The organism is Kitasatospora sp. NPDC001095 (genome assembly GCF_053598615.1).
The window spans coordinates 1-26,171 of the sequence record NZ_JBSFKQ010000010.1; the positions used below are offsets into that span (position 1 = coordinate 1).

Sequence of the window (26,171 nt, forward strand, 5' to 3'; positions counted from 1 at the left end):
TCAGCCACGTGATCATTCTGACGGTCCAGCGTCGCCCGGCACGGCAACCGGGCGACACGTCACGACGGGGCGAACGTTGCCTGATGCGGCACTAGACGCTGGGTAGGTGCAAGAGCTCGCGCAGTCGCCGGGCGACCACGTCCTCGTCCAGCCCGAGCACCGGGGTGAAGCCGAGTTTCAGGGCGGCGGCCAGGTTCTCCTCGCTGTCGTCCACGAAGAGGCATTCCTCCGGCCGGACGCCGAGCGTGTCCACCACAATCCGGAAGACAGCAGGGTCAGGTTTCCGGACACCGTAGTCCGCCGACAGCACCACTGCGTCGAAGGTGCCGTGAAGGTCGAAGCCGGCATACGGATCGTAGGGCTCCCGCCCCAGGCTGTTCGACAGCACCGCCGTCCTGATCCCGGCAGATCGCGCCTGCCGCGCGACCTCAATGACCGAGTAGGCCGGGAAGGCGTCGTGCAGGTACCGCGCCATCAGGTCATTCGGCGCGACGCCCATCAGGGCCGCGAAACCGATGTTCCAGTCTGTCTGAGAGATCCGGGCCAACTCCAGTTGACGGAACAGATCCTGCCCCCGGGGGTCGGCCCAGGCGCGCAGAAAGGTTCCGCGGGCGAGTCGTTCCCGGTCCTCGAACGAGGAGATCACCTCGACCATGTTGAACGTCAGGACACCGAAGAAGTCGAGGATCAGGCCACGGTACGGCGATGCTTCAGTTCTCACCATGCTCCCGAAGCCTACGGCTCAACGTGAGGTTGTGAAGCCTGGTTGGCGCCATCGCCGAGGCAGATGGGGTCGGTGAATTGTCGGTGCAGCGCCGCGGGCGCCCGGCACGGTCACACCTGCTATAAAAAGCGGGGAGCGGGATACGCCAGCGGGCACAGGAGCCTTGCGCCCGCCGACGTGCCCATCAGCCCGCCGGGCCGCCGCATCGTCGCCGCTCGGCACGAGACGTGCCGAGCGGCAAGTGATGCTGCCGGTTACCTCGGCCCCTCAGCGGTGGAGGGGTGGCGGGGGCCGTGGCCGGGGGCCGGGGTCAGGGTAGAGATGAAGTTCTCGCCGTCTACGAGAGGGCTGTCGAGGCTTACGCCGGCGACGGCCATGCGGTTGTATTCGGCGAGGACCAGGCGCTCGGTGCGGTACTCGCCGTACTTGGCAATCTCGTTGTTCCTCAGACCGCCACCAGAGTCGGACACGAAGGTACCCAGGATGTACTGCGCGTCGTCGTAGCTGACGCCGTAGAGATGGAAGAAGCAGGCGTCCAGCTCAGCGCGGAGCTGCGCGCGGCGGTCCTCGTCCCATCGGAACGGCGCTTCGGCATCACCGAGATCCTTCGCGAGTCCGGCCATATCGTAGGCCGTGTATGTAAGTTCGAGGACGCGAGGGACAATGAACTGAAGGTGTGGCTCCATCATCGCTGGTGTAGGAACGGGCAACTGCTTCCAGATGAAGAGCTTCATGTGAGCATCACTGATCTTCTGCCGACTGACGAAGTCGAAGACGAGCGAGCTCTGGGCTGCGATCAGGGCCGCAGCGAGAGCAGGCGATACCCTCGGCAGCATCAAAGGATAGGTGTGACCAACGGCTGTGCGCGGCAGGAACGCCGGGATCGCCGTCCGCTCATCCGTTGTACGACAGACGTCTCGCCAACCGCAGAGCCATCCGTGCTCCCAGTACAGGTCGTTCAGACGGCTCGCGACGCCAGAAACCTCGACAACCTTGCCGTTTCGTACAACCTGGGTAGCCCCTTCACCAACAACCCAGTAGCGAGGAATTGCGGCCGCCGAGACATCCTGCTTCTCAGCCAAGCCCAGTCGACGCCGGTCGTCGTTGCCGGTGCCATAGTACGAGTTCCAGCGATGGTCAAAGTGGTGAGCCATCTTGCCCTCATACAGCGGCAGCATGCGCTCTTCGCCGCGAACGAAGACGTTACCGCGCAGCTCCCACCCCTCGGATTCCAACGCCTCCTGGGTACGAAAGAGATCCGAGTCATCAGTCATATTGAACAAGTTCTTGAAGCTGATACTCCACGGATTGCCCCGCCGCTCACTCTCGTTCCACAGGACAGGGATTCGATCCTGAATGGCCGCCGTGAGGTCGGCGTCACGCCGGGTACGGAAGATAGGAAGCGTACCCGTATTGGGGTTGATTTTGCCGATCTCTTCGGGAGACAGCTCGAAGATACGGTCCCGGTCGACAAGATCGTCAGGGTCGATAAGGAAGAACGCGAACTGCGCTGCAGGCACTCGCAAGTTGCGGCCAGCCAGGGAAAGCAAGCAGAACCTGTAGCTGGCGTGCACACCCTCAAACAGTGGCTTGCGGTTTTCAAAGTCGTACAGTGAGGCAATGGCGCCACGCCGGCTGAGGTCACCGAACAGGTGCTGTGCACCCGCCCCCGTGGCAATGGCCGTGGGAATGATGCATCCGACGCGTCCATCGGGTGCAGCAATCGAGACGAATCGCTCGGCGAACAACTGGTCGGTCTGAAGGGAGTTCACGCCCTTGACTGTGAGCCCCTTACCACAGAACGGAAAGGCTCCGGAGCTGCCCGCGAAGAGGAAGGTTGACTTCACCTTGCGACGCTCATCCAAATAGCGCTTTCCTTCGTGCGGAAATTCCTCAATCCATCTTTCAATGCGCGTCTTGCGTGCGGCTCCCGCTATCGCCGCAATCGAGGGCTCCGCGACGCTGAAGTACTTCTTGTCCTCGAAGTCCACCTTGTCCCACGGCGGGTTGCCGAGAACGCACGAGAACCCACCCGCCCAACCGGTAGCCGGGTCAACCGTCGGATCCGAGGCATCGTCGGGAACCGTGAAGATCTCAGGGAATTCCAGGTGCCAGTGAAAGAAGCGGTAAGTCTGGCTCAGCCGGTCGACCTCTCCCTTGACACCCTCGGGAACCTCGCTCGCCCCGGCGTCCTGGAACTTCTGAAACACCTTGTGGGTGACAGCGGGCAGCGCGTCCTCCGCCTTGCGCCACACGAACGCCGCACACCACGCGTCAGCAACCCGCATGGCCTGAACATACTCGGCTGAATTCGCCCAGTTGTGGTAGGCCTCGGCCTGTTCATGGACATCGTGGAGGGTCCCGGCAGCGGCTGAAGTGATTCGGCGTAGGCCGGCCGCGAACACCTCGTTCGCAACCTTCGTTTCCACAGCGACCTCGAAAAGAGTGCCCTGCCCCTCACGTTCCTTGGCATTCTGCTTCGCCAGTTTGGCGGCATAGGCAGGGTCGTCACCTTCGACCGCCTTGAACGCCTGGTCCGGGATGCCCTTACGCAGCAGGGCCGGTGTGACGCCGATCAGGCCGTTGCCATGCTTGACGTGAGCGTCGAGGAAACCCAACGGCCGCCCCGGTTCCAGGGCCTCCAGCCAGAGTGACACCTTCGCCAGCTCCACCGCCATCCCGTTAAGGTCAACGCCGTACACACAGCGGGAGACAACCTCGTGCAAGGCGTGACGGACGGCCTCGGGCGTCGGTTCGGGGTTTCCTTCCCGGACGGCTGCTACCCGCTTGGCGATCCGCCGTGCTGCTGCGACCAGGAAGTGACCAGAGCCGCAAGCAGGGTCGCAGACTGTCAAGGAGAGCAGCTCGTCCACGATCGCTTTCGCGACATCCGACTGCCCAGTCTCGATGGCGCGTTGTTCGCCGCGCTTCTGGGCGGCGTCTATCAATGGATCGAGAGTGGAGTCGAGCAGCGCCTCGATCAACGAACTGGGCGTGTAGTAAGAGCCGGTCTTCTTACGGTCATTGCCGAGCCGGTTGACCAACTCGAAGGCGGACGTACCAGTGCCCTGCTTCGGAACGAGTTCCAGGAGGGACTCGTACACAGAGCCAAGCTCCTCGGTGCCCATGCCCCGGTAGTCGACGGCACGCCAACGCCCGGAGTTCGTATCCCGGATCCGGGAGAGATAGCGAACCGCCTCCAACAGGTAACTGTTGGAGAGGGACATCCCGCGAAGCGGAGCATCGGCGTCGCTGTCATCGAAGAGGCCGCCGAGTCCGGGAAGTCCCAGTTCGGGACGGCCAGCCTCATCCCCGAGCGCATCCAGGACGATCCGCAGCGCCTGGTAGAGGTCCGAATGCGCAGTACCCCGACGAGCGGCAGCGTGGCGGCGAAGCCTGGCCGACGAGAAGTAGGTCGCGTAGCGCTTGCGGGCTTCCTCGGTCGCGGTAGGCGGGTGGAGGGCCTCCCGGTCCTCCGCGACGAAGAGGAAGATCAGACGGTAGACGAAACGCAGCAGAGCGGCGTGCAGGTCGTCCGCGTCGAGGTTCTCCCGGAGGTCCCGGTTGTCCTTGTGCTTCAGGAAGCCAGTGCCGAGGACGGTAATGGCCTGCTGGACACCGTCGCGGTAGTGGTCGAGTGCGCGCACGCCAGAAGCGATGGCCTCTGTGCGCCACTTCTCCAGCCGGCACGTCGAGGCTGCTGCGCCCTCCGCCACCTCGAACCGCGAGACGTGCAGCAGCCGGTAGAGCAGCACGAACTCGCTGAACTGCTCGCCGTCGAAGATGGCCTCGAGGTCGAACTCGACGTACGAGGCCGTCGCCAGCGCGCTCGAGTCGCGAAGGAGCCGCAGCCGACGGCCGTTGGAGAGCACTCCCCAAAGATGGGCCTCGGTGCGGTTGAGACACTCCTGAACCAGCGACTGCGGCGGAACGGTGCCGGCTCCGCCCGGGCGCTTGTCGAGGTCGGCGTTCCACGGAGCGAAGTGGATCAACGTGTGCTGCCAGCGGTGGCTGATGCCGAAGATCTTCTCCGCGTCACTGTCGGCCGGAATTCCGGCCGCGCCCACGGCCGTCAGCCGCCCGAAGCCCAGCTCCGCGAACAGTGGTTCCAGCCACTGCACGGTAGCCAGACCGGTCGGGTCGGCAGCGGGAACACCCGTCTCGGGATCCTCAGGCAGGCGGGTCCGAAGCTCCCGCCAGACGCCCTTGAGGTAGTCCCAGTGGCGTTCGGCGTCGTCACGAACCGACCGCGAGCCGATGACACCGTAATCAGCAGGCTTGGCGCCGGAGACGTCCTTGCCCTCGGCGATGCGGACCAGTATGTCGGCAGGCAGCAGCCCACCCACCGTGTGGACCGCGGAGAAGACCTGGTTGCGGGTGGTGGCGGACATCAGGCGCCCTCTCCGGTCGACGGGTTCGCAGGCAGGTAGACGTAGGCGCCGAGCACATCGGCGGGCCGCTGCGCACGCACGCGCAGTCCTCGGACGATCTCGCCGGTGGCCTCGCGGACGCGCCGATGGGACGCGTCGAGGTCGGCGGCGAGCTGTTCGCCGTACGACTCCAGGTACCCCTGGACGTCCGGCAGTTGGCCCAGAATGCGGGTCATGGTCCGCTCACCGAAGTGCACATCGGTGTTCAGAGTGGCCTGGGCCCCGAGCAGGGCGAGGGCATCCCCGTCCGGCAGCCAGACGGCATTCTTCGGGGCTCCCTGGAAGGCGAGCAGCCGGGCGTCCTCGGCCACGATCTGCTTGTCCCCGCTGCGCGAGGGCAAAGTCAGGTGGAACCGGTAACGGACGAGCAGCAGCGTCGTCCGAACCGACACCGCGTCCGTCGTCACGACGCCACACCGTCGGGCCGGTCGGCTTCCCTCCGCCAACGTGTCCAGAGCGGCGTTGAGGACATGGCCGGCGAGTGCGCCCACAACCGGGTCAGTGCGAACCAGGGCCGCCTCACCACGCCCGACCGCCGGGTCGGTGCGGAACGGGATCGGCCGCCCGGTCTCAACGGCATCGCCGCCAACAACAGGAGCGAGAGCATCACGCAGGCCAGCAGGCACCCCGGAGACCTCCGCAGTGAAGTCCCCTCCCTCCGTGTCCCGCAACACGGCACCAAGGGCATTGAGGGAGTCACGCACGAAGTCCCGGATCTCCCCCGCACTCCCCAGCGCGTCCCGGATCGCCGCGACCTCGCGCGCCACTTCCTGCGGGTGGATTGTGCGCTGGGCGAACTTGGACTGGGAGGTCCTCTCCCGCTCAGCAGCGGAGTTCCAGTCCTTCTCCAGCTCGGCGGCCTTCGCATCGACCAGGTCGTCGACCGCGAACAGCCCCTCCTGCTGCCCTTCCCTCCCCCGCATCAGCAGCCATTCGACGATCGCGTCCGTGACACCCGCCGAAGTCTCGTCCGGGACGGACACCGAGATGCCCAGGTCCTTGCGGATCTGCCGGTACTTCTTGATGAGGACTTCGAGCACCTTGCCGTCGATGCCGTTGTCCGCACCGTAGAGCGTTATGACGCGGACCTCGTCGCGTTTCTGCCCGTACCGGTCGACGCGCCCCTCCCGCTGATCATGCCGAGTGGGGTTCCAGGCGAGGTCGTAGTGCACGACCGCGTCGAAGTGGTGCTGCAAGTTGACACCTTCCGACAGGCAGTCGGTGGCGACCAGCACGCGCCGCGCCGCCAGACTGTCCCCCGCCTCCTCCGCGAGCTTCTCGATGCGCTCGATGCGCTGCTGCGGCGAGAGGGTGCCCGTCACCGCAGCCACCGTGGCCTTCACTCCTCCCTTCCCCTGGAGCGCCTCGGCGACGTACTCCGCTGTCGGGATGTACCGGCAGAAGACGATCGGGTTGTACCCATCCGCCAGCAGCGCCTTGAGGTGCTTGATCAGCGCCTTCAGCTTGAGGTCGTGCTCCACGCCTTCCAGCCCCGCTGCCCGCTCCGCGAGCGCCGCCAGCCGTGCCCCCGCGTCGTCCGTCTCGGCGCCGGGCGCGACGTCCAGCCCCTCCAGGGTGTCGCTGTCCGCGGAGTCGCTGGTGAGCGGCGCGCCGAGCCGGTCGGCCTCCTCGGCACTCACCGCAACAGCCGTGGCCGACCGAGTGGTCAGCGTCTGGGAGGCGGCGCGCGGCGACGAGACCAGCGACCGCAGCAGCGCGATCGCCGACCACCAGGCAATCCGGGCCTCGCGCTTGCCCTTCACCCCCGCCGCCTCGACACGGTCGCTCGCGTACGCGATGGCGTCGTCAAGCAGGTCGCGGTAGGCCGGCGACAGCTTGTAGGTCTCGTCCTTGAAGTACCGATCAGTCGGGAAAGCGGTCTTCTCCGCCAGCCGGTCGTCGCTGAGTCCATCCTCCTTGGTCAGGTACTGCCGGATGTCGGCGCGCTTGCGCTGGACGAAGTGCCGGGCGAGGAGCTCACGCCCACGCTTGCTGTCCAGGTCGACGGCGGCCAACTCCGGCTTCACCAGACCGAGCAGGTTCCGGAAGGCGGACTCCTTGCCGCTGTGCGGTGTCGCGGTCACCAGCAGCAGGTGCGTGTCGGCCTTCTCGGCGACCCGGCGCAGCAACTCGTACCGCAGCTGGTTCTGCGAAGCCCGGCCACCCGAACCCGCAGCGTCGTCCGCAGCCACGCAGGTGTGGGCCTCGTCGACGATGACCAGGTCCGGGCAGTGCCGGACGAAGTCGTCGCGGTGGCGCGGGGACTTGATGAAGTCCGTCGACACCACGACGTTCGGGTACCGGTCGAAGATCGACTGGCCGAGGTCGAGACCACGCTCCAGACGCGAAACGGTGGAAGAGAGCACGAGTTCAGCGTCGATGCCGAACTTGGTCCGCAGCTCGGCCTGCCACTGCTCGGCCAGGGCCGGCGAGCACAGCACGGCCAGCCCCTTCGCCTCCCCCTGGGCGAGCAGTTCACTCGCGATCAGGCCCGCCTCCACGGTCTTGCCGATGCCGACGTCGTCGGAGATCAGCAGCCGCACGGTCTTCTGCCGCAGTGCCATCAGCAGCGGGACCAGCTGGTACGCACGCGGCTCGACGGCGATCCCGGCCAAGGACCGGAACGGGCCGGCGCCCGACCGGAAGCCGATCCGCAGGGCCGAGCGGAGCAGCCCGGCAGCGCGCTGGTCGCCGAGGTCGTCGGGCGACGGGGCGGCGAACTCGGCGCCCTTGACGTCCTCGAAGGCCGGGAAGACGGCGGCGATGTCGTCGTCGGAGCCGCCGAGGGGGCGCAGCACGAGCATGTCGGCGGCGCTCTCGGGCAGCACGACCCATTCGCGGCCGCGGGCGGTGACCAGGGAACCGGCGGAGTAGGTGGGTGTCATCAGGTGAGGTCCTCGTCGGGTGGTTCGTCGGTTCCGTCGGTCAGCTGGTCGGGTGGGCGGTGCCGAAGTACCGGGGGTGCCGCGCGACGATGGCGTCCCAGTCGCCGTCGGCGGGGAAACGGATCACGTCCCAGGTGGCGTCGTAGAGGCGTTCCTCGGCGTCCTCGTCACGCAGAGCAGTGGTCTCGGTGTCGTGGTCGTCGACGAAGACCGCGAGGTTGACGCCGGGGATCCGGTAGACGAAGTCCGCCATCGCGTTGGCCTCGGTGATCAGGGTCTGGGTCTCGTCGGGGAGACGCAGGCCGCGATCCTTCAGCCAGGTCACGAAGTCGCGCTCGTACGGGGTCAGTACGTCCACAGGCTCCGCCGCCTCGCCCGGCCGTTCCGCCGGCTCCGGTCCCTGCACGGCGATCAGGCGCCGGAACTGCTCGCTGCGGGACTCGCCACGCTCGTCGCGCTTTGCCACGCCGGAGGCGAACCGGAGCAGCAGAGCGGCAACGGTCCGGCGGTCGATGAGCGCGTGGTTGAGCTGGTTGCCGTACGTCAGCAGGCACTCGTAGCAGCCGCGCGCGCACTTGCGGTCCGGGTGCGGACCACCCTGGTCGACCCCCTCCTCGTCGAAGTGGCAGATCTCCAGCGCCTGGCGGGCGGCTTTGGCGAGCGCGTCCGGCTCCGACTGCAGCCGGCGGAGTACGCCGGCGCCGCCCTCGGCGGCCTCCGTGAAGAGGAACCGGTTGCGCGGGCCGTCGTTCGGCGGGAGGAGTTCGCTGTTGAGCTCGGAGTCCTCGAGTTCGAAGGCGGCCTCGATGCCGCGCTCCAGGGCGTACATCAGGGTCACCGCGATCGGCTCAGGCAGCGGCTCGTCGAGGGTGAGGACGAGGATGTTGCGGCGGTCCTCGACGTACGGGATGACGCGCTTCTTGCGGCGCTTCTCGTTGCCGTCCGCATCGACGACCGGCAGCTCGCTGGAGTCGCCGGAGGCGTCGGCCGCGTCGCGGTCGTTCATCCAGCGGCCGTCCGCGACGTCGAGCCAGTAGCCCGCTGGGTCGTCCTTCTTGGCGCGCAGCCGGCCCACGTTGGTGATCCGGACGGTCGCGGAGTCGCCGTAGGCCACCGCCGCGAGCGGGCCGGTGCCGTCGGTGACCCGGGCGTCCTGGCGGCCCTTGCGGGTGCCGTGGTCCTGGAAGGCGTAGGAGGTCTCCAGTTTGTAGCCGGCGCGGCGCCGCTCCTCCTCGTCGGAGGAGATGCGCTCGCGGCGCTGGGTGTAGACGGTGTGCAGCTGGAGCAGGCCGTAGGTGGCCGAGCCGAGCGGCTCGTCGCACATCAGGCAGCGGTCGTCGCGCTCGCGGGGGTCGTGGTGGTAGCCGCAGTGCTCGCAGCGGCGGGCCTCGCTGGTGGTGATGTCCCCGGAGGCGTCCGGCGGGAGCTGGATGCGGGTGACCTGATAGCGGGCGCCCTCGTGGTAGATCAGCGCTCCGGGGCCGAACTCGCGGATGGCGAGGAAGCGGGGGCGCTGGAGGTAGTCGCCCTCGCCCCGGCGGCGGCCGGTGGTGGGGATGTACGCGGCGAGCGGCAGGCGGGGGAAGGAGTACCCCGGCAGGAAGCCCTCGGAGGCGAGGTAGCGGTAGGGGTTGAAGTCGGAGAGGACGGACTTGCTCTCCGCGCTCTCGTTCTTGAGCAGGTTGAGCTGGGTCTCGGCCTCCCTGCGCCGGCCGACGGCGCGCCTGCGGTCGCCTTCGGTGAGGCTGTGGTCCAGGACCCGCTTGTTCTGGACGTACTGGTCGTCCAGTGCGGCCCGGTAGAGCTCGCGCCAGCGGTCGAAGGCGCGGTCGAAGCGCTCGGGAGCGGTGCGCACCCGGTCCTCGATCCACCGTTCGTCCCACCACGTGGTCCGGGCGAACTCGGGCAGCAGCGGGCCGAGCACCTGGTAGGCGGCGGTGACGGTGCGGGTCTGGGCGTCGGCGTCCCGTGCGGCGGCGTGCAGGTGGGGGTGCAGTTCGAGAGCCGGGTCGGGGCGGTCGCCGGTCTCGGGGTGGGAGATGTCCAGGACTTCGGTCACGGCCCGGCCGAGCTTGAGACCGGCTTCGGCCAGCCAGATGCCCTGGACGTGGGAGAGGACAAGGTCCTCGTTGGCGAGGTCGAGGCGCGGCGGGGCGACGGCTCCCGCGACCATCCGCTCGGAGTGGCGGAAGTAGTACTGGTCGTGGCTGTTCCCGGTGGAGCAGTACGTGGTGACCAGGGCGGGCTGGCCGCTGCGGCCGGCCCGGCCGGAGCGCTGCGCGTAGTTGGCGGGAGTCGGCGGGACGTTGCGCATCATGACGGCGTTGAGCGAGGAGATGTCGACGCCCAGCTCCATCGTCGGCGAGCAGTAGAGCAGCTTCAACTCCGCCTTGCGGAAGGCCTCTTCGCGCCGCTCGCGCTCGGTCGGGTCGACCTGGGCGGTGTGCTCGCGGGCGAACAGGCCGGCGAGCTCGGTGGCCGCGTTGCGGTAGAGGTCGCGGAAGAAGGTGTTCACCCGGGGGCCGTCGCCGCTGGCGTAGGTGCGGGTGAGCGGGTCGTGGGCGCCCCGCTCACCCTTGCCGGCCCGCCAGACCAGCGTCTGGGCGGCGACCCGGTAGCCGGTGGCGGTCGGGCCGGCAGGGCCGCGGAAACGACCGGCGCGCTGCGGGGTCTGCGAGACCTCCCGGACCAGACCGGCCTTCGCCAGCACCTTCAGCAGCTCCTCGATGACGAGCTGCAGGTCGCCCTTGTCGAGTCTGTGGAAGGCACGGTCCGTCCGGCGCAGGTACTTGCCGAACTTGCCCGCGGCCGAGAGGAACAGGCCGGAGCGGTCCAGACCGGGACGGGAGGGCTGGGGGTAGGCGGTGCCGACCTTGGGGCTGTCTGACTTGGTCAGCACCCACGGGTCGATGAGGCGTTCCTCGCTGGCCCGCTGCAGGGAGTCGAAGTCGTCGCGGAAGTACTGCACGTCGATGGCGAGCGAGCGGCGCATCTCGTCGAGGAGTGCCTTCATGATCTCGGCGCGCAGGGCCGGGTCGGCGTCGCGCAGCGCCTGGTGGGTGCGGTCCCACCGCTCCTGGTGCTCGGCGACCCACTGGAGGTCCTGGTAGTCGATCTCGAGCAGGCCGGTCTGCTCCAGGTTGGGCATGGTGATGCGCCAGCCGCGTTCGAGGTCCAGGTAGAGCCGGAAGGCGATGACGTCGCGCAGGGTCTTCGCCGCGCTGCGGGCCAGGGCGGGCGGCAGGTCGGCCGCGTCGCCGGCGTAGTCGGCCGGGTCGAGCGCGAGGGCGTTGGCGACCGCGGAGGCCAGTTCCTCGTGCTGGATGCCCTCCTCGCCGGCCTCGACGACGGCCCGGTAGAGGGCGCCGCGCACCTGGGTGATCTGCACGAAGTCGTTGAAGTGTCCGGCCTGCAGGGAGGCGTCCTGCCGGTTGTCGACGAAGGTGAGGAGCTTGCGCGCCTCCTTGTGGAGGGCTTCCTCCGGCACCGACTTCAGCGAGCGGACCACGGAGGCGGAGATCAGCGAGGTCGCCGAGGAGCGGCCTTCCTGACCGAGGGTGGCGAGCTTGGCGAAGTCCCGGCCGCGGGTCTGCTCGTAGGAGACACCGCAGTGCACGCAGAACAGGAACGGGGACGGGATGAACGCGGCCTCCAGTTCGCCGTAGCCCTCGGTGCCGTACGGGTCCACGGTGACGGCTCGCGGCACCCGGTCGCGGTGCGACTTGCGGACGACCTCCTGGCCCCGGTCGTCGATCTCCAGCCAGGATTCGGGGAGTCGCCGGTCCGCGATCGCGGCCTCGGTGTCGCGGGGCCACGGGCGGTCGTGGTCGACGTAGAGGTATCCGTCGCCCTGGCGGCCGCCGGTCGCCGAGGTGTCGCGGCGCGCCTCGTAGCGGACCTCGCCGTCCTGCTCCGTGCGCCACACCGTCAGGTACTCCTGACCGCACTCGCGGCAGAAGGCCAGCGGGATCAGCAACTTCCCGCCGGAGTCGGGCTGTTCGAGCTGGTAGCCCCGGGTGAGGTGCCGGGAGAGCTTGCCCTCCAGGGTGGTGAAGACGGTGTCCCCCTTGGAGAGGAACTGGTGCAGGCGGAAGGCGAAGAGGGACCGCTCGGTGACCGGGTGCCGGGCCTGCGAGCCGGCCTCCAGAGTGGCCCGGATCGCGGCGGCGCACTGTTCCGCGGACACGCCGCTCCGCTCCGCCAGTTCGGCTGCGGCGTCCTCGATCTTGGCGGGCTTCTGCCGGACGAGACGGCCGCCGGCCGGTTCGGTGGCGAGGCCGAAGCGGGTCTCGATCCAGCGCGCGAGCGAGTCGCGGACGAGGTCGCCGTAGGCCCGCGGCGCGGCCGGGGCCTTGAGGCGCTCGGGCGAAATGGTCGCTGGCGCTTCGTCGGTGGCCCGCACCAGGGTCTCGCCGATGACGTGCCGGGGCTCGACCTTGACACCGAAGAGCGTCGAGGCGACGTTCGCGACGACCTTGCGCTGGTCCTCGCTCGTGCCCTCGGTCGACATGGTCGCCGACGTTCCGACGCACTGGAGCCGACCGGCCTGGCAGGCCTCGCGGACCCGGCGGATCAGCAGGGCGACGTCGGCGCCCTGTCGGCCGCGGTAGGTGTGCAGTTCGTCGAAGACCAGGAACTCGAGGCCCTTGGCCATCTTCATGAGGCTCTTGCGGTCGTCGGGCCGCGTGAGCATCAGCTCCAGCATCACGTAGTTGGTGAGCAGGATGTCCGGCGGGTTGTCGCGGATCTCCTTGCGCTTGGCTTCGTCCTCCTGGCCGGTGTAGCGGTCGAAGGTGACGGGCTCGTGGCCCTCGCCGTAGCCGTCGCGGAGGTACTTCTCGAGCTCCTTGAGCTGGCTGTTGGCCAGGGCGTTCATCGGGTAGACGATGATCGCGCGGACCCGCTTGGCGGCTGCCGGACCCTCGGCCTGGCGGTCCTTCAGGACCTTGTCGACGATCGGCACGATGTACCCGAGCGACTTACCGGAGCCGGTCCCGGTGGTCAGCACGTAGGAGGCGCCCGACTGCGCCGCTTCGAGCGCCTCGCGCTGGTGCTGGTGCAGGGTCAGCGGACGGCCGTCACAGACCGTGCCGCCCTCCGTCTTGTTCGCCTGGAAGATGCGCGCGCACTCCTCGTGCAGCACCTTCTGACCGGCGAGCTCCAGGACGGTGCCGCCGCCGGCGAAGAACGGGTTCAACGACAGCCACGGGTCGGGCCACTGGGACTTGGCATCCAGGTCGTCCTCGACGAACGCGGCGATCCGATCGTCGCGAATGACCGTCCCGCCCTCGGTGAAGGAGCGATAATCGTCGATCAGCTGGCGGTGGACGCCGAAGACGTCCATGCCCATGCCGGGCACCGGGGTTGAGGGCGAATCGGATGCGGGCTCCGCGGGCGGCGCGGTCGGTGCGGGCTGCGCGGCACACAGGACCGGGACGGGATCGAACGCGCTCCAGGTGGGGAGCCGGCCGGCCCCAGCGTCCCGGTCGACGAGCGGGAGGAGGGCGTCGCGAACCACAACGGCATCGGCGGGGCGGTCGACGGGCTCCTTCGCGAGGAGACGGTCGACCAGGCGGGCCAGCTCCGTGGGCACGTCCTGCCGGATCAGGCGCACGGGGGTCGGAGCGTCCTCGATGTGCTTGCGCATCAGCTCGTACGCCGCCTCGCCGACGAACGGTGCGACGCCGGTGAGCATCTCGAAGAGCAGGCAGCCGAGGGCGTAGAGGTCGGCGGCCTGCGTCACCTGCCCGGCCTTGCACTGCTCGGGCGCCATGTAGCGGGCGGTGCCGACGGCGACGCCGGTGCTGGTGAGCTTGGCGTCCTCGGGGTCGTCGACGATCCGGCCCATGCCGAAGTCGAGGACCTTGACGACGCCGCCCCTGGTCAGCATCACGTTCGCGGGCTTGAGGTCGCGGTGCACGATGCCGGCCGCGTGCGCGGCGGCGAGTCCGTCGGCGATCTGGGCGCCGATCGCGGCCGCCCAGACGACGGGGAGCTGCCCCTCCTCCGCGATCAGGTCGCGCAGGACCTCGCCGTCGAGGTACTCCATCGCGAGATAGGGCAGACCGCCGTGCTCCTCGTCCACGCCGCCGCCGATGAGGCGGCTGAGGTGGGGGTGGTCCAGGCGGCGCATGATGCGCACCTCGCGGGCGAAGCGCTCGACCGCCTTGGCGTCCCCGTAGGTGTCGACGGCGACGCCGGAGCGGCGGCGGAGGATCGTCTTGACGGCGACCACGCGGTCCGGTCCGTCCTCGGGTGCCATCAGGTCCTCGGCCTTGTGGACCTCCCCCATATTGCCGACGCCGATCGCCCCCATCAGGCGGAACCGGCCGCCGATCAGCTCCAGGCCCACTGCCACTCCTCCACACCCCAGATCCGGACGCACCACGCCGCGTGCCGCCCCCCGCACGCCGATGACCGTCGCAGACCCGGCGGGGCGGTGACTAGAGGAACCGTACACGATCCCGAGGTCAACGTACATCGTCCCGTGAATCCGTTGACGACGCTAACAGTCCTTCACTATGGTCCTCGTGTACATCGGGCCGACAGTCCGGAGTGCACGCACGGTCGAGGCAGTGGCGCCTCGCCTCAGCGCGAAGGGGTGGAAGATGGACCCTCAGGTTCCGAGCCTGAAGGCCGCCCTTGGCAGGTTGTATACCAACCTTCAGGCGAGGCAAGTGCGCGGAGTCGTGCCGTACCAAGTCTTCCGCAGTGAGACCGAGGCTCTCGGGCTGAGCGAGGAGGCACGCGGTCGACTGGCCGACGCGCTCACCGAGATGAAGCTCAGGATCGGCGAACCGCCCCGCCGGGAGACCGAACGGGCACCCGCGCAACCCCTGGCCACGTCCCCTCGTGTGGACGCGGCACGTCGGCTGCTGGACCGCTTCGCCGACAGCGCCGGGCGGGTCGACCTGAGGGCGGTGGCCGGGGTCGCCCGGCTGGCGGGCCTCTCCGCACACGAGGCCGAGGAGCTCCGCTCCGCAGCCCGCATCAGTGACACGTCCGTTCCCGCCCCGCGCGACGCTCCGCAGGCAGCCGCGCCGTCCATCCCCGAGCAGGTGGCGCCGGTCGCGGCAGACCAGGTGGAACGGGCCGTGGCCGCCGCCCGCAAGGTGCTGGCCGAGGATCGCTTCGCCCTCCGCCCGGCCAAGCGCATCCTCACCGCGGAGGAGGAGGTGGGCCTGAGCGTGCTCCTGCGGGGCGGCGTGCGGCAGGCCGGCGTCGAACCGACCGACGAGGAATTGGCCGGCCTCCCGCCCTCCGACGAGCGGCGGCGAGCGCGGGACTGCCTGGTCCTGCACAACCTGGGACTCGTCCATTCCCTGGCACGGCAGTTCACCGATCAGGGTCTGGAGTACGAGGACCTCGCCCAGAGCGGCATGCTCGGTCTGATGCGGGCCGCTCGGAAGTTCGACCTGCGGGGTTACAAGTTCTCCACCTATGCCACCACCTGGGTCCGCCAGATGATCGGCCGGGCCGTCGCCGACGAGGGAAGTGCCATCCGCATCCCCGTGCACATGCACGAGGTCATGCAGAAGGTTGCCCGTACCGAACGTGCACTGCTCTCCCGGGGTCTTCCGATCCGGGCCACCGACGTGGCGGTGGCCTGCGACCTCCCGGTGGCGAAGGTGGACAAGGTCCGACTGCTCAGCCGCCGCACCGACTCGCTGGACCGGATCATCAACGACGGCGTCCACCTCGGTGACCTCCTGGAGGCCCGCACCGCGATCCCGGGTGTGGAAGGCACGGTCATCGACGCCCTGACCGCGGTGGAGCTGTACGCAGCCGTCGCCGCGCTTCCCGAACGCTTCGCCCGGATCGTCACCTGGCGGTACGGGCTGGACGGAGAACCCCCGGCCACCCTGGACGAACTCGGGAAGGCCCTCGGCATCACCCGGGAACGCGTCCGCCAGCTGGAGGGGAAGGTCAGACCCGTCCTGGAACTCGCCTTCACGGACCCCGCCGGCACTCCGTACCTCACGCTGCGCCGGATGCTGACCGACAAGTGGCTGGCCGCCTCGTCGTCCAACGCCGTGCACGCGATCTGGAAGGACCTCGCCAACCGCGACTGGTCCGCCGGCGTGGACGCCCTGCGGGCCTTCCGCAGACGTGAAGGGGACCGGCTCCCCGGGCCGGACCACCGGGAGGGGACCTTCCCGCTGGGCCAGTGGGTCGACGAACAGCGCGAGATCGCCGGCCTCAACGGGGCCGGCCTGCCCACCCACCGCCGGGTCGTCCTGGAGTCGCTGGGCATGGAATGGCAGCGTGCGCCCCTGCCCGTCCGGAAGCGGCGAGTGCCCCGCCCGGCCGCGCCGCCCGCGGCACCGTGACGGAACCGCCCCACAGCACCGAGCAGTACCGCCGAACCCGAGAACGGACGACAGTGTGGAACCCAGGGACGAACTCGTCGACTACATCCGGCGCCAGCTCGTCGGCCCCGCGCACGGGCCGGAGGAGATCATCGACACGCCTCCGGACCGTCAGTACCTGATGGGGACGCTCTACGCCCAGGACGCCGACCTCCAGCAGCGGTTGACCGTCTCCGCCGAGGAACTGGACGGCCCCGGCACGGAGTCCCCCGCGAATGACACGAACCCCTCCGCCGATCCCGTCCCCGAGTCCAACTCATGGCTGCCTTCCTCCCTCGGGTTCAGCTTCTACACCGACGCCTCGACCATCGAGGTCCGCTGTTCCGGGGCCCGGTACACCACGCAACAGGGCGAACACGGCCGGCAGTGGAAGCGGACGCCGTTGGAGGAGGAAAAGCACGCCATCGGACCGGACCGGGAACAGGTCACCGTCCTCGACGGCCGGGCCGAGATCCGGGTACGGCGACGCGGCTTCGGCCCCGGACACCTGATCACCATCGCCCTGGTCAACACCGCACGTGCCGGGCAGACCCTCGGCCGCGCGGCGCAGTGGGACCGCATGCTGTTCCAGGTGGGGCTGTCCGCACGGCCGGTGGACGGCTCGGTCCTCCAGTACCCGAGCGTGCGGCTGGCCAGCCGGGACCCGGAGGAGCAGGAGCTCCGACTCCAGTACCGGCACGTTCGCACCCACGCCGTCGGCCACGGTTGCGCGGTCGAGGAGGAGTCGGACGGGGGCGGGCGGATCACCGTCCTGCGCGCCGCCGTGATGCCGGAGGCCGAGGTGCCGGCCACCCGCGCGGCAGGACTCGTCGACGCACCGGTGCTGAACCTCCTGCACCTCGCGGACACCGAACTGCCCGTCGGCGAACTCCGCCCCGAACTCGACCGGTTCACCGCCGACTACCGCTCGTGGTACGAGGAGCAGTGCCGGACGGACGTCCCCGCCTGGGGTCGCGAGGCCGCGGAACGCATCCTGGAACGCATCGGCTCCGCCGTCCGCCGGATGGAGGCCGGCGTCCGGACGCTCTGCGACCCGTCCCGCCCCGAGCTGCTCCAGGCGTTCCGCACCGCCAACCGCGCCATGGCCCTGCAGATGCGCCACATCCGCGCGGACCAGGCCGGGGAACGCCGCGGCCGGCACGAGCCCGTGCTGCCGAACCCCGAACCGGACGCCGATTCGCGCTGGCGTCCCTTCCAGCTCGCCTTCTTCCTGCTCGCACTGGAAGGCACGGCCGACGCCAGCCACCCGGACCGGGAAGTCGTGGACCTGATCTGGTTCCCCACCGGTGGTGGCAAGACGGAGGCGTACCTCCTCCTGGCTTCCTTCGTCATGCTGCTGCGCCGCGGCGCGCCTGACGGCGGCGGAACCGCCGTGCTGAGCCGCTACACCCTCAGCCTGCTCACCACCCAGCAGTTTCAGCGCGCCGCCACCACCCTGTGCGCCCTGGAGGTCCTGCGCCGCGCGGACCCGGGCACCCATGGCAGCGAGCCGTTCTCGATCGGGCTCTGGGTGGGCGAGTCGACGTCACCGAACTCCTACCAAGCGGCCCGCGAACTCTTCGACGACGTCCGCGCCGCCGCCCGTCCAGAGGACGTGTTCATCCTCGACCGGTGCCCGTGGTGCGGCACCCGCATCCTCCCGGCCCACAAGTCACCCGACATCGGTGACTACGGGGTACGCGCGACGGCCGACTCCTTCGCCTTCTTCTGCCCTCGCGAGGAGTGCGCCTTCCACGACGAACTGCCGGTCGCCGTGGTGGACCAGCAGCTGTACGACCACCCTCCGACCTTCGTCCTCGGCACGGTCGACAAGTTCGCCCGGCTCGCCTGGGAACCGCGGGCCGGGCGCCTCTTCGGCGCCGGGACGGAGAAACTCCCGCCCTCACTCGTCATCCAGGACGAGTTGCACCTGCTGACCGGACCGCTCGGTACGACGGTCGGCCTGTACGAGGCGGCGGTCCTCGGTCTGTGCACCACCGGCGACGGCACCGGCCCCAAGGTGGTGGCCTCCACCGCCACCATCCGCCGCTCCGGCCCGCAGGTCCGCGCCCTGTACGGGGGCGACGTACAGCTCTTCCCCCCGGCGGGCCTGGACGCCCGCCACTCGTACTTCGCCGAGCCCGACACGTCACGGCCCGGCCGTCGCTACATCGGCGTGATGGCTCAGGGGCACACCTCCGGTCGTGCTGCCGTGGCCACGTCCGCCGCCATACTCCAGGGCGCCTGGGAGCTCCCGGAGGAGCACCGGGACGACTACTGGACCCTCGTCGCCTACCACCACAGTCTGCGCGAACTGGGCCGCACGGTCACGGCGGCGGCCGACGACATCCCCGCTCAACTCGCCGGGCTCGACAACGGCCGCGGCACGCGCGGGCTGACCGACCGCCAGGTCCAGGAGCTGACCAGCAACCTGCCGCGGGCCGAACAGCCCGTCCTGCTCGACCGGCTGGAGCGGCCGTGGGACGACCCACTGGCGGTGTCCTTCCTGCCGTGCACGAACATGCTGTCGGTCGGCGTGGACGTGAAGCGGCTCGCGCTGATGCTCATGCAGGGGCAGCCGAAGACGACCGCCGAGTACATCCAGGCCACCAGCCGGGTGGGCCGCCACACCGTGCCCGGCCTCGTCGTCGCCTTCTTCAACGCGACGCGACCCCGCGACCGCTCGCACTACGAGACCTTCGGCACCTACCACCGCTCGCTGTACCGGCACGTCGAACCGACCAGTGTCACCCCGTGGTCGGTCCCCTCGCGGCGCCGTGCGCTGCACGCCGCGCTGGTCATCCTGGTCCGGCACCGGCTCGGTCTGTCCGAGGAGAACCAGGCCGGCCGCCTCCCCGACGTACTGCCGGCAGCCGAGGCGCTGGCCGGGGAACTGGTGGCCCGTGCCACCGCGAGCGATCCGCGCGCTGCCGACGGCATCCGCGCGGAACTCGCCCAACTGCTCACCGACTGGGAGCGCGCCGCTCACGAGGCCGCGGCAGGGGGCAAGGAGCTCCACTACCGCAGCCAGGGCAAGGGCCAGTCGAACCTGCTGAAGGGCTTCGAACAGTACGGCGGTCTCTGGGAGACCCCGAACTCGATGCGCAACGTCGACCGGGAGTGCCAAGTGACCGTAAAGGGGAGCGACCAGTGAGCCGACGACTGAGGGTCCGCCAGGCACAGACCGTGCTTCCGTTCGGGGTCGGCGCCGTCCTGGACATCCAGGGCGAGTCATTCGTCGCCACCGGCATCGGGGACTGGCCCCGGCGCCGGCAGCCCGTCGAATCGCCGCGGCTCGCCGCCAAACTCGGCGTGACCGGCTTCTACGCGGCCCCGGCCGCCGCGGACGAACGCTTCGACCGGCAGGACGCGGCCGGCGCACCCTACATCCGCTTCCCGGCCTGGCTGTTCTGCGGCTCCTGCCGGCGCATGGTTCGCTGGCGCATCGCCGACGAGAAGCACGGGGTCCCACCGCGCTGCCCCTCCTGTTCGCCCGTGCGGCAGCTCACCCCGATGCGGTTCGTCCAGATCTGTGCCGCAGGCCACCTGGGGGACGTCGACTGGTGGTTCTGGGCGCACTCGCGGCAGGACGCCGCCCGGCGCCAGGCCTGCACCTCCCGCGAGCAGCTGCGCTTCCGGGTCTCCGAGCGGGCGGCCGGCCTGGAGGCGCTGTCGGTCGAGTGCGGGGTGAAGGGCTGCGGCGCCGCCCGGGACCTCCTGGACGTCCTGGGCACCCACGGCCTGCGCTGCTCGGGACGCAACCCGTGGCAACGGGCCGGCGAGGCCACGGCGTGCGTGAAGCCCGTGCAGATCGTGCAGCGCACGGCCGGCAACCTGTACTACCCGATCACGCACTCGGCCCTCGACATCCCGGAGGGCGACACCTCGGCCGTGACCGACCAGGACCTCGCCGCCGAGGTCCTGGCGAACGACCTGTGGATCCCGCTGTGCCGGGCGTCCGGGGGCTCGAAGGCCGGAGTGTTCCGCGAGATGATCAAGGAGGACACCGGCGCCGACGACGCGCTTCTGGACGCCCTCCTGGCGGAGGAGACCGGCGCCACCCCGCCGCCCTCCGGCGAAGGCGGCGCTGCCTCGGCACGACCGGACCTCAGCCGCGAGGAATGGGCTGCCTTCACCGCGCCGGTGCGCCCCGCCACGCGCGACTTCGCGATCCGCGACACCACCCTCGGCCTCGCCCACGAGACCGGCGAGCCCTGGGCCGAACTCGACCGCCGGATCGGACGGGTCGTCCTCGCGGACCGGTTGCGCGAGGTCCGCGCCCTCTCCGGGTTCAGTAGGGTGTCTCCGGACGCGGCCTTCGTACCCGCCGACACCGCGCGGCGGCTCAAGTGGCTGCCCGCCATCGAAGTCTTCGGCGAGGGCGTCTTCCTCACCCTCGACAAGGCCTGCCTCGCCGAATGGGAGCAGCACGCGGAGGTCCGCCGACGGGTCGCCGGGATGCGCGCCGATCTGGACGGGTCCTTCCGCAAGGACCAGCTGGCCGGTCTGACCGGAGCAGAGCTGTCACCCCGCTTCGTCCTCCTGCACACGCTCGCCCACCTGCTCATCCGCCAGCTCGCCTTCGAATCCGGCTACATGACGGCGAGCCTGCGCGAACGGGTCTACGCACGCCCCGAACACGACCAGCACGGAATCCTCGTCTACACCGGGGCGGGCGACGCCGACGGCACCCTCGGCGGACTCGTCCAGCAGGGCGAGGCACCGCACCTGGCCGAGACCCTCCTGCGGACGATCGAGGCCGCCGCCTGGTGCTCCGCGGACCCGCTCTGCGCCGAACACACCGGCCAGGGCTTCGGCAACCTCAACCGTGCCGCCTGCCACGCCTGCTCCCTCCTCCCGGAGACCAGCTGCGAAAGCGGCAACACCCTCCTGGACCGGGCCCTTCTCATCGGGGGCGAACAGGTCCCCGGCTATTTCGAATCCGTCGTCTCCGCCGCTCGCGCGACCGCGGCCGCCGCACTGGAGGGTCCCTGACATGGCGCTCACCTATCTCGATCTCAGCCCTGCGCAGCGCACCTCTCTGGACACCCTGCCGTTCGACGGCAACCACCTGGTCAGCGGCCCACCCGGCAGCGGGAAGAGCCTGCTGGCCGCCCAGCGCGCCCTGATGCTCGCGCTCACGGGCACACCGACCGTAATCCTCACCCGATCCAACCTGCTGCGCCAAACCCTCGCACCGATCGTCGTCCCCCTGGGCACCGAAGACCATGGCGTGCGCGTCTCCACCGCCCACGCCTGGCTGGCTCAGTGGTTCGGCGGCGACGCTCCACAGACCGACGACGGCTGGTTCGACTGGGCCGCCTGCTACGAGCGTGCGGCCTCCGACACCGGCCCCGCACCCACGCTCGTGATCGACGAGGGGCAGGACCTTCCGGTCGGGTTCTACCGGCTCTGCCGCATTCTCGGTGGCCGCACCACGGTGTACGCGGACGAGTGCCAGCGCCTCACCGACACCAGTTCCACATTGGCAGAGATCTCCGCGGCCCTCGGGAAGTGCACCCGGCACACGCTCACGGGGAACCACCGCAACACCCGACAGATCGCTGCGCTGGCGAACCGCTTCCACACCGGCATTTCCGACCCTCTGCTCCCGGGCCGGGATGGCCCGACGCCCCGTCTGCATCGGCTCGACGGTCCCGGGGCCGTGGCCGATCTGGTCATCTCCCTCGCCGAACGCCACTCCCAGCGCAGTACCGGCGTCATCCTGAGCTCGACGCGTGCCCAGTTCGACGTACTGACCCGCTTGGAACGCAGGGCGCCGCGCCTGCGGCCCCAGCTCTACACCTCCCAAGCCACCCACGGCCGTTACCGCACAATCGACATGACCCGCCCCGGCATCGTCATCCTCAACCGCGCCAGCGCCAAGGGCCTCGACTTCAACACCGTCGTCATCCCCGACACTCACACCGACGGCGCCGCCGACCCCACCTCGGCGACGCTACGCATGAAGTACTACGTCCTGGCCACCCGAGCGCGACACGAGCTGCACTTCGGCTACGAAGGCAGGGTTGAGCCGCCGCTGCTTGCGCCCGTGCCTGACGGTCTACTGGTCCGTCGGTGAACGCTGTTCGGCCACCCGCATACTCGGCCACTCAGCGCTCGCGCCCCCGGGCCTTCAGCGGCACGTCAGACAGCTCCGGGGCGGGCAGCCGGTCGCCGGCGTAGCCGTGGACCTCGCCGAAGCGCTCGTCGGCCATCCAGTCGGCGCGGGCCCGGGCGATGTCCTCGGTGGTGCGGCCGATGAAGACGATCTTCTCGTCGAAGGACTCGCGAGGAGGAGGACGGCCGCGTCAGGGGCAAACCGCAGGGGGAGGTCGGGGCGGCCGCAGCCGAGGTAGAGCATGGAGCCGGGCCCGCCCGGGACGCCGTCGACGTCGACCCGGCCGGACATGGCGAGGACGGCGTACTCGAAGTCGGAGACGAGCGGGAGGCGGAGGTCCGCGCCCCCGGCGAGAGCGAGATCGGTGCCGACCAGCGGGGTGTGGGTGGTGTCCGGCAAGGTGGCGGTGTCGAGGGTGCCGAGGATGACGGTGGCGCGCAGGCCCGGGGCGGTGACCACGGGCAGGTCGGGGTGGTACTCGAAGGCGGGGGCGACGTGCCGGCCGGTCTCCGGCAGGGCGGCCCAGAGCTGGGCGCCGTGCAGGTGGCGGGCGTGCGGGCGGGGGGACTCCTCGGAGTGCGAGATGGCCCGGCCGGAGGTCGTCAAGCCCAGTTCGTACGGCCGGACGGTCTGGAGGCTGCCGAGGCTGTCGCGGTGCAGCACCCCGCCCTGGTGGAGCCAGCTGACCGTCTGGAGGCCCATGTGGGGGTGCGGCGGGACCTGCATGCCGAGCTCGTCGGCGATGTCGTCGGGGCCGTAGTGGTCCACGAAGCACCAGGCCCCGACCATCCGGCGGCCGAGGTTGGGCAGCAGTCGGCGGACCATCGTGCTGCCACCGCGAGGAACTGACGAGCCGTCAGCATATCCTCATCGGCCCGATGACGGCCTCGCGGCCGCAGACGGTCGGGGTGGGCTGGAGGTAGAGGTTGCTCGTCGCGGTTCCACCACCGTACGGAGAGGGGCCGGGCGGGCCCCCGGGGCATCGTCACCGATCATGCGTCACGATGCGACGTTCCTCCACCCGTGCCCGGCCATCCGGCGGCCCCCCGCCCGCGAAGGGCGGGGCACCGCCGGACGGCCGCAGGCTCAGTGCCCGCAGGCCCACCAGGCCTCGGCCGACGCCTTGTCGGCGCGCTCCCGCAGGTTGCGCACCGCCGCGGCCGGGTCCTCGGCCCCGTACACCGCCGAGCCGGCCACGAACACGTCCGCGCCGGCCTCCGCGCAGCGCTCGATCGTGCTCGCCGCGACGCCGCCGTCCACCTGGAGCCACAGTTCGAGGTCGTGCTTGGCGATCAGCTCCCGGGTGCGGCGGATCTTCGGCAGCATGATGTCCAGGAAGGCCTGGCCGCCGAAGCCGGGCTCGACGGTCATGATCAGCACCATGTCGAGCTCGGGCAGCAGGTCCTCGTACGGCTCGATCGGGGTGCCCGGCTTGAGCGCCATCGAGGCGCGGGCGCCCTTGGCGCGGATCTCGCGGGCGAGCCGGACGGGCGCGGCGGCGGCCTCGACGTGGAAGGTGACCGAGCCGGCGCCGGCCTCGACGTACTGCGGGGCCCAGCGGTCCGGGTCCTCGATCATCAGGTGGAGGTCGAGCGGGATGTCGGTGGCGCGGGCGAGGGACTCGACCACCGGGACGCCGAGGGTGAGGTTGGGCACGAAGTGGTTGTCCATGACGTCCACGTGCAGCCAGTCGGAACCCCGGACGGCCTCGGCCTCGTCGGCGAGCCGGGCGAAGTCCGCGGACAGGATGCTGGGGTTGATCTGGGCCATGACCGACTACCTTCGTACGAGGGCTTGCGAGGGCTGGGCACCCCCGGAGCGGGCACCTCGTCCCATCATCCCGCGCCGCACCGCCCCCGACCGCACACGGTGACCCCCGCGTGACCGTCATCACACCCCTCGCGGGGTTACCGGGGCCGTCACCGTGGTCATCAGCCCTGGAACGGGCCACGACCCGCCGCGGCTCCCGCCGGGCCGTCCCGACCAGCCGAGCGCCCCGGCCCACCCGGGGGCTCCGTCCGAGGAAGGTCCCCCGATGACCGATCTCGTCCACCCCGCCCGCGCGCTGTGGTGGCTCTTCGAGCCGGTGCACGCCGTCACCTACTTCCTGCCCGAGGGCCGCACCGCCTTCGAGGAGGCCGGTCTGCACGGCCGCCTGCACGGCTACTTCGGCACCCGGGCGGCCCCGCTCGGCGCGGTGGACGCCCCGCCGGTGACCGCCGCGTTCTTCAACTTCGCCCCGGCGATGGTCGAACGCGCCCTGCCGGAGGTGTGGGGCCACGCGAGCCCGGAGGAGGCGCTCACCGCCCGGCTGAAGGCCTCGGCGGCGATCCTGGGCCGGCTGCTGGAGCACGTGGACCGGGAGCAGGTCGAGCTGGTCGCCGAGACCCTGGAGCAGGCCGCCGCCCGGCTGGACTGCGCCGGCCGGGTGCTGGCCGCCGCCAACGCCGCGCTCCCCCGCCCGAGCGGCCTGTACGAGCGGCTCTGGCAGGCCGCCACCGTGATGCGCGAGCACCGCGGCGACGGCCATGTGGCCGCGCTGGTGACGGCCGGGCTGGACGGCTGCGAGGCCCTGGTGGTCCGCTGTGCGATGGACATGCGGCGCGAGATGATCCAGCCGCTGCGCGGGTGGACCGACGCCGAGTGGGAGGCGGCCGCCGAGCGACTGGTCGAGCGCGGCTGGCTGACCGCCGAGGGGACGGTCACCGAACTCGGCCGGACCCGCCACCAGGCCCTGGAGGCCGCCACCGACCTGGCCGCCGCCCGGGTCTGGAACGACTACCCGCGCGCCGAACTCGACCGGCTGGCGGCGGCGTTGAAGCCGATCTCGGCGCTCTGTCGCGGCGAGCTGCCGATCAACCCGATGGGGCTGCCGGACAACCAGTGACGACCGGCCCGCGCGATCAGGGCGCGGTCGACGCCCGGAGCGGGTCCCGGAGCCGGCCCTGGGCCTCGCCACAGGGCGGGCCGAGCACGATCCCCCGCCCGGCGTAGAACCGGCCGAACGACCGCCACGGCACGCGCGCGAAGGCCTGCGACTCCCCCGGGAACCCGGAGGGGTTGTGGACGAGCAGCGCCGTGTCCGTGGCGCCCACCGCCAGCACCAGGTGCCCGCCGCGCCGCACCGGCTCGGGCCCGTACGGCTCCCGGATCGACGGGTGCACCGAGACCATCACCAGCGCGCCGCCGGCCACCTCGGCCGACACCTCCCCGGGCGTCAACTCCCTTGCCTGCGCGGCCAGTCCCCAGCGCTGCCGGACGTACGCGGCGAACGGCGCGTGGATCAGCCCGTGCAGGCTGTCGCCGTCCCGCAGGTACGCGCCGGCCGCCAGGCACTCGCCCGCGAGCGCCACCGCCGCCGGGGCCATGCCCCACCAGTGCGCCAGCGCCATCCGCAGGCAGGCCACCCCGCACAGCCGCCAGGACCACCACGCGTACTCCTCCGCGGTCGCCGCACCGGACTGCCCCCAGCGCGGGTCGGCGGACGCGTCCAGCCGCCCGTCGACGATCTCCCGCACCAGCTCCGCCGACTCCCACTGCGCGTGGTAGGGCACCTCGTGCACCACCCGCACCGACCGCGCCGGCGCCTGCGGCCGCGCGTCGCCCCGATCCACCATCCCCCGACGCTCTCACGGCCCGACGGCCGGGCGACCCGCGACACTC

11 protein-coding genes and 1 pseudogene are annotated in these 26,171 nt (G+C 70.4%); 5 read left to right on the plus strand and 7 right to left on the minus strand.

Features of this window, described 5'->3' with window-relative positions; translation table 11 throughout:
* Positions 1-91 precede the first annotated feature (91 nt).
* The 4 genes from ACWDBB_RS11765 to ACWDBB_RS11780 form a co-directional block, all read right to left on the minus strand.
* Positions 92-724, minus strand: a complete 633-nt coding sequence (locus ACWDBB_RS11765; protein ID WP_449789424.1) for an HAD-IA family hydrolase — start codon at positions 722-724, stop codon at positions 92-94.
* A gap of 254 nt (positions 725-978) precedes the next feature.
* Complete coding sequence (locus tag ACWDBB_RS11770) at positions 979-5,115, minus strand: Eco57I restriction-modification methylase domain-containing protein (protein WP_449789425.1); 4,137 nt, start codon at positions 5,113-5,115, stop codon at positions 979-981.
* Positions 5,115-8,039: a helicase-related protein gene (locus ACWDBB_RS11775; protein ID WP_449789426.1), complete on the minus strand. Its 2,925-nt coding sequence runs from the start codon at positions 8,037-8,039 to the stop codon at positions 5,115-5,117. The genes ACWDBB_RS11770 and ACWDBB_RS11775 overlap by 1 nt, the downstream gene beginning before the upstream one ends.
* A gap of 40 nt (positions 8,040-8,079) precedes the next feature.
* Positions 8,080-14,355, minus strand: coding sequence for a protein kinase domain-containing protein (locus ACWDBB_RS11780; RefSeq protein ID WP_449789564.1), 6,276 nt, complete (start codon positions 14,353-14,355; stop codon positions 8,080-8,082).
* Positions 14,356-14,728: 373 nt separating this feature from the next.
* On the opposite strand from ACWDBB_RS11780, the gene ACWDBB_RS11785 reads away from it, so the two are divergent.
* From ACWDBB_RS11785 to ACWDBB_RS11800, 4 genes are read left to right on the plus strand one after another with little or no spacing between them, the layout of a single operon-like run.
* A complete protein-coding gene (locus ACWDBB_RS11785) occupies positions 14,729-16,369 on the plus strand; it encodes a sigma-70 family RNA polymerase sigma factor (RefSeq protein ID WP_449789427.1) in 1,641 nt (546 codons plus the stop codon).
* A 55-nt stretch (positions 16,370-16,424) separates the two neighbouring features.
* Positions 16,425-19,541, plus strand: coding sequence for a helicase-related protein (locus ACWDBB_RS11790; RefSeq protein ID WP_449789428.1), 3,117 nt, complete (start codon positions 16,425-16,427; stop codon positions 19,539-19,541).
* On the plus strand, positions 19,538-21,382 hold the full coding sequence (drmB, locus tag ACWDBB_RS11795; protein WP_449789429.1) for a DrmB family protein: 1,845 nt from the start codon (positions 19,538-19,540) through the stop codon (positions 21,380-21,382). Before ACWDBB_RS11790 ends, drmB begins: the two co-directional genes overlap by 4 nt.
* Before the next feature lies 1 nt (position 21,383).
* Positions 21,384-22,469 carry a DNA helicase gene (locus tag ACWDBB_RS11800; protein ID WP_449789430.1) on the plus strand — a complete coding sequence of 362 codons (1,086 nt, stop codon included), beginning with the start codon at positions 21,384-21,386 and terminating at the stop codon, positions 22,467-22,469.
* Between the two features lie 31 nt (positions 22,470-22,500).
* Here the strand turns inward: ACWDBB_RS11800 and ACWDBB_RS11805 are convergent.
* Both ACWDBB_RS11805 and rpe read right to left on the minus strand, forming a co-directional pair.
* A pseudogene (locus ACWDBB_RS11805) lies at positions 22,501-23,379 on the minus strand (pirin family protein).
* A gap of 215 nt (positions 23,380-23,594) precedes the next feature.
* A complete protein-coding gene (rpe, locus tag ACWDBB_RS11810) occupies positions 23,595-24,278 on the minus strand; it encodes a ribulose-phosphate 3-epimerase (RefSeq protein ID WP_392874914.1) in 684 nt (227 codons plus the stop codon).
* A gap of 265 nt (positions 24,279-24,543) precedes the next feature.
* Here rpe and ACWDBB_RS11815 point away from each other — a divergent pair, with 265 nt between their 5' ends.
* Positions 24,544-25,395, plus strand: a complete 852-nt coding sequence (locus tag ACWDBB_RS11815; RefSeq protein WP_449789431.1) for an SCO6745 family protein — start codon at positions 24,544-24,546, stop codon at positions 25,393-25,395.
* Between the two features lie 16 nt (positions 25,396-25,411).
* Here ACWDBB_RS11815 and ACWDBB_RS11820 read toward each other — a convergent pair whose 3' ends face one another.
* Positions 25,412-26,125 carry a C39 family peptidase gene (locus ACWDBB_RS11820; RefSeq protein WP_449789432.1) on the minus strand — a complete coding sequence of 238 codons (714 nt, stop codon included), beginning with the start codon at positions 26,123-26,125 and terminating at the stop codon, positions 25,412-25,414.
* Positions 26,126-26,171 lie beyond the last annotated feature (46 nt).

What these genes read in the sequence shown, in the direction of transcription:
- ACWDBB_RS11815 (WP_449789431.1), top strand. Translation starts at nt 24,544, where the DNA reads ATGACCGATCTCGTCCACCCCGCCCGCGCGCTGTGGTGGCTCTTCGAG.
- ACWDBB_RS11775 (WP_449789426.1), bottom strand. Translation starts at nt 8,039, where the DNA reads ATGACACCCACCTACTCCGCCGGTTCCCTGGTCACCGCCCGCGGCCGC.
- ACWDBB_RS11765 (WP_449789424.1), bottom strand. Translation starts at nt 724, where the DNA reads ATGGTGAGAACTGAAGCATCGCCGTACCGTGGCCTGATCCTCGACTTC.
- ACWDBB_RS11820 (WP_449789432.1), bottom strand. Translation starts at nt 26,125, where the DNA reads ATGGTGGATCGGGGCGACGCGCGGCCGCAGGCGCCGGCGCGGTCGGTG.
- ACWDBB_RS11780 (WP_449789564.1), bottom strand. Translation starts at nt 14,355, where the DNA reads ATGGGGGCGATCGGCGTCGGCAATATGGGGGAGGTCCACAAGGCCGAG.
- ACWDBB_RS11800 (WP_449789430.1), top strand. Translation starts at nt 21,384, where the DNA reads ATGGCGCTCACCTATCTCGATCTCAGCCCTGCGCAGCGCACCTCTCTG.
- rpe (WP_392874914.1), bottom strand. Translation starts at nt 24,278, where the DNA reads ATGGCCCAGATCAACCCCAGCATCCTGTCCGCGGACTTCGCCCGGCTC.
- ACWDBB_RS11770 (WP_449789425.1), bottom strand. Translation starts at nt 5,115, where the DNA reads ATGTCCGCCACCACCCGCAACCAGGTCTTCTCCGCGGTCCACACGGTG.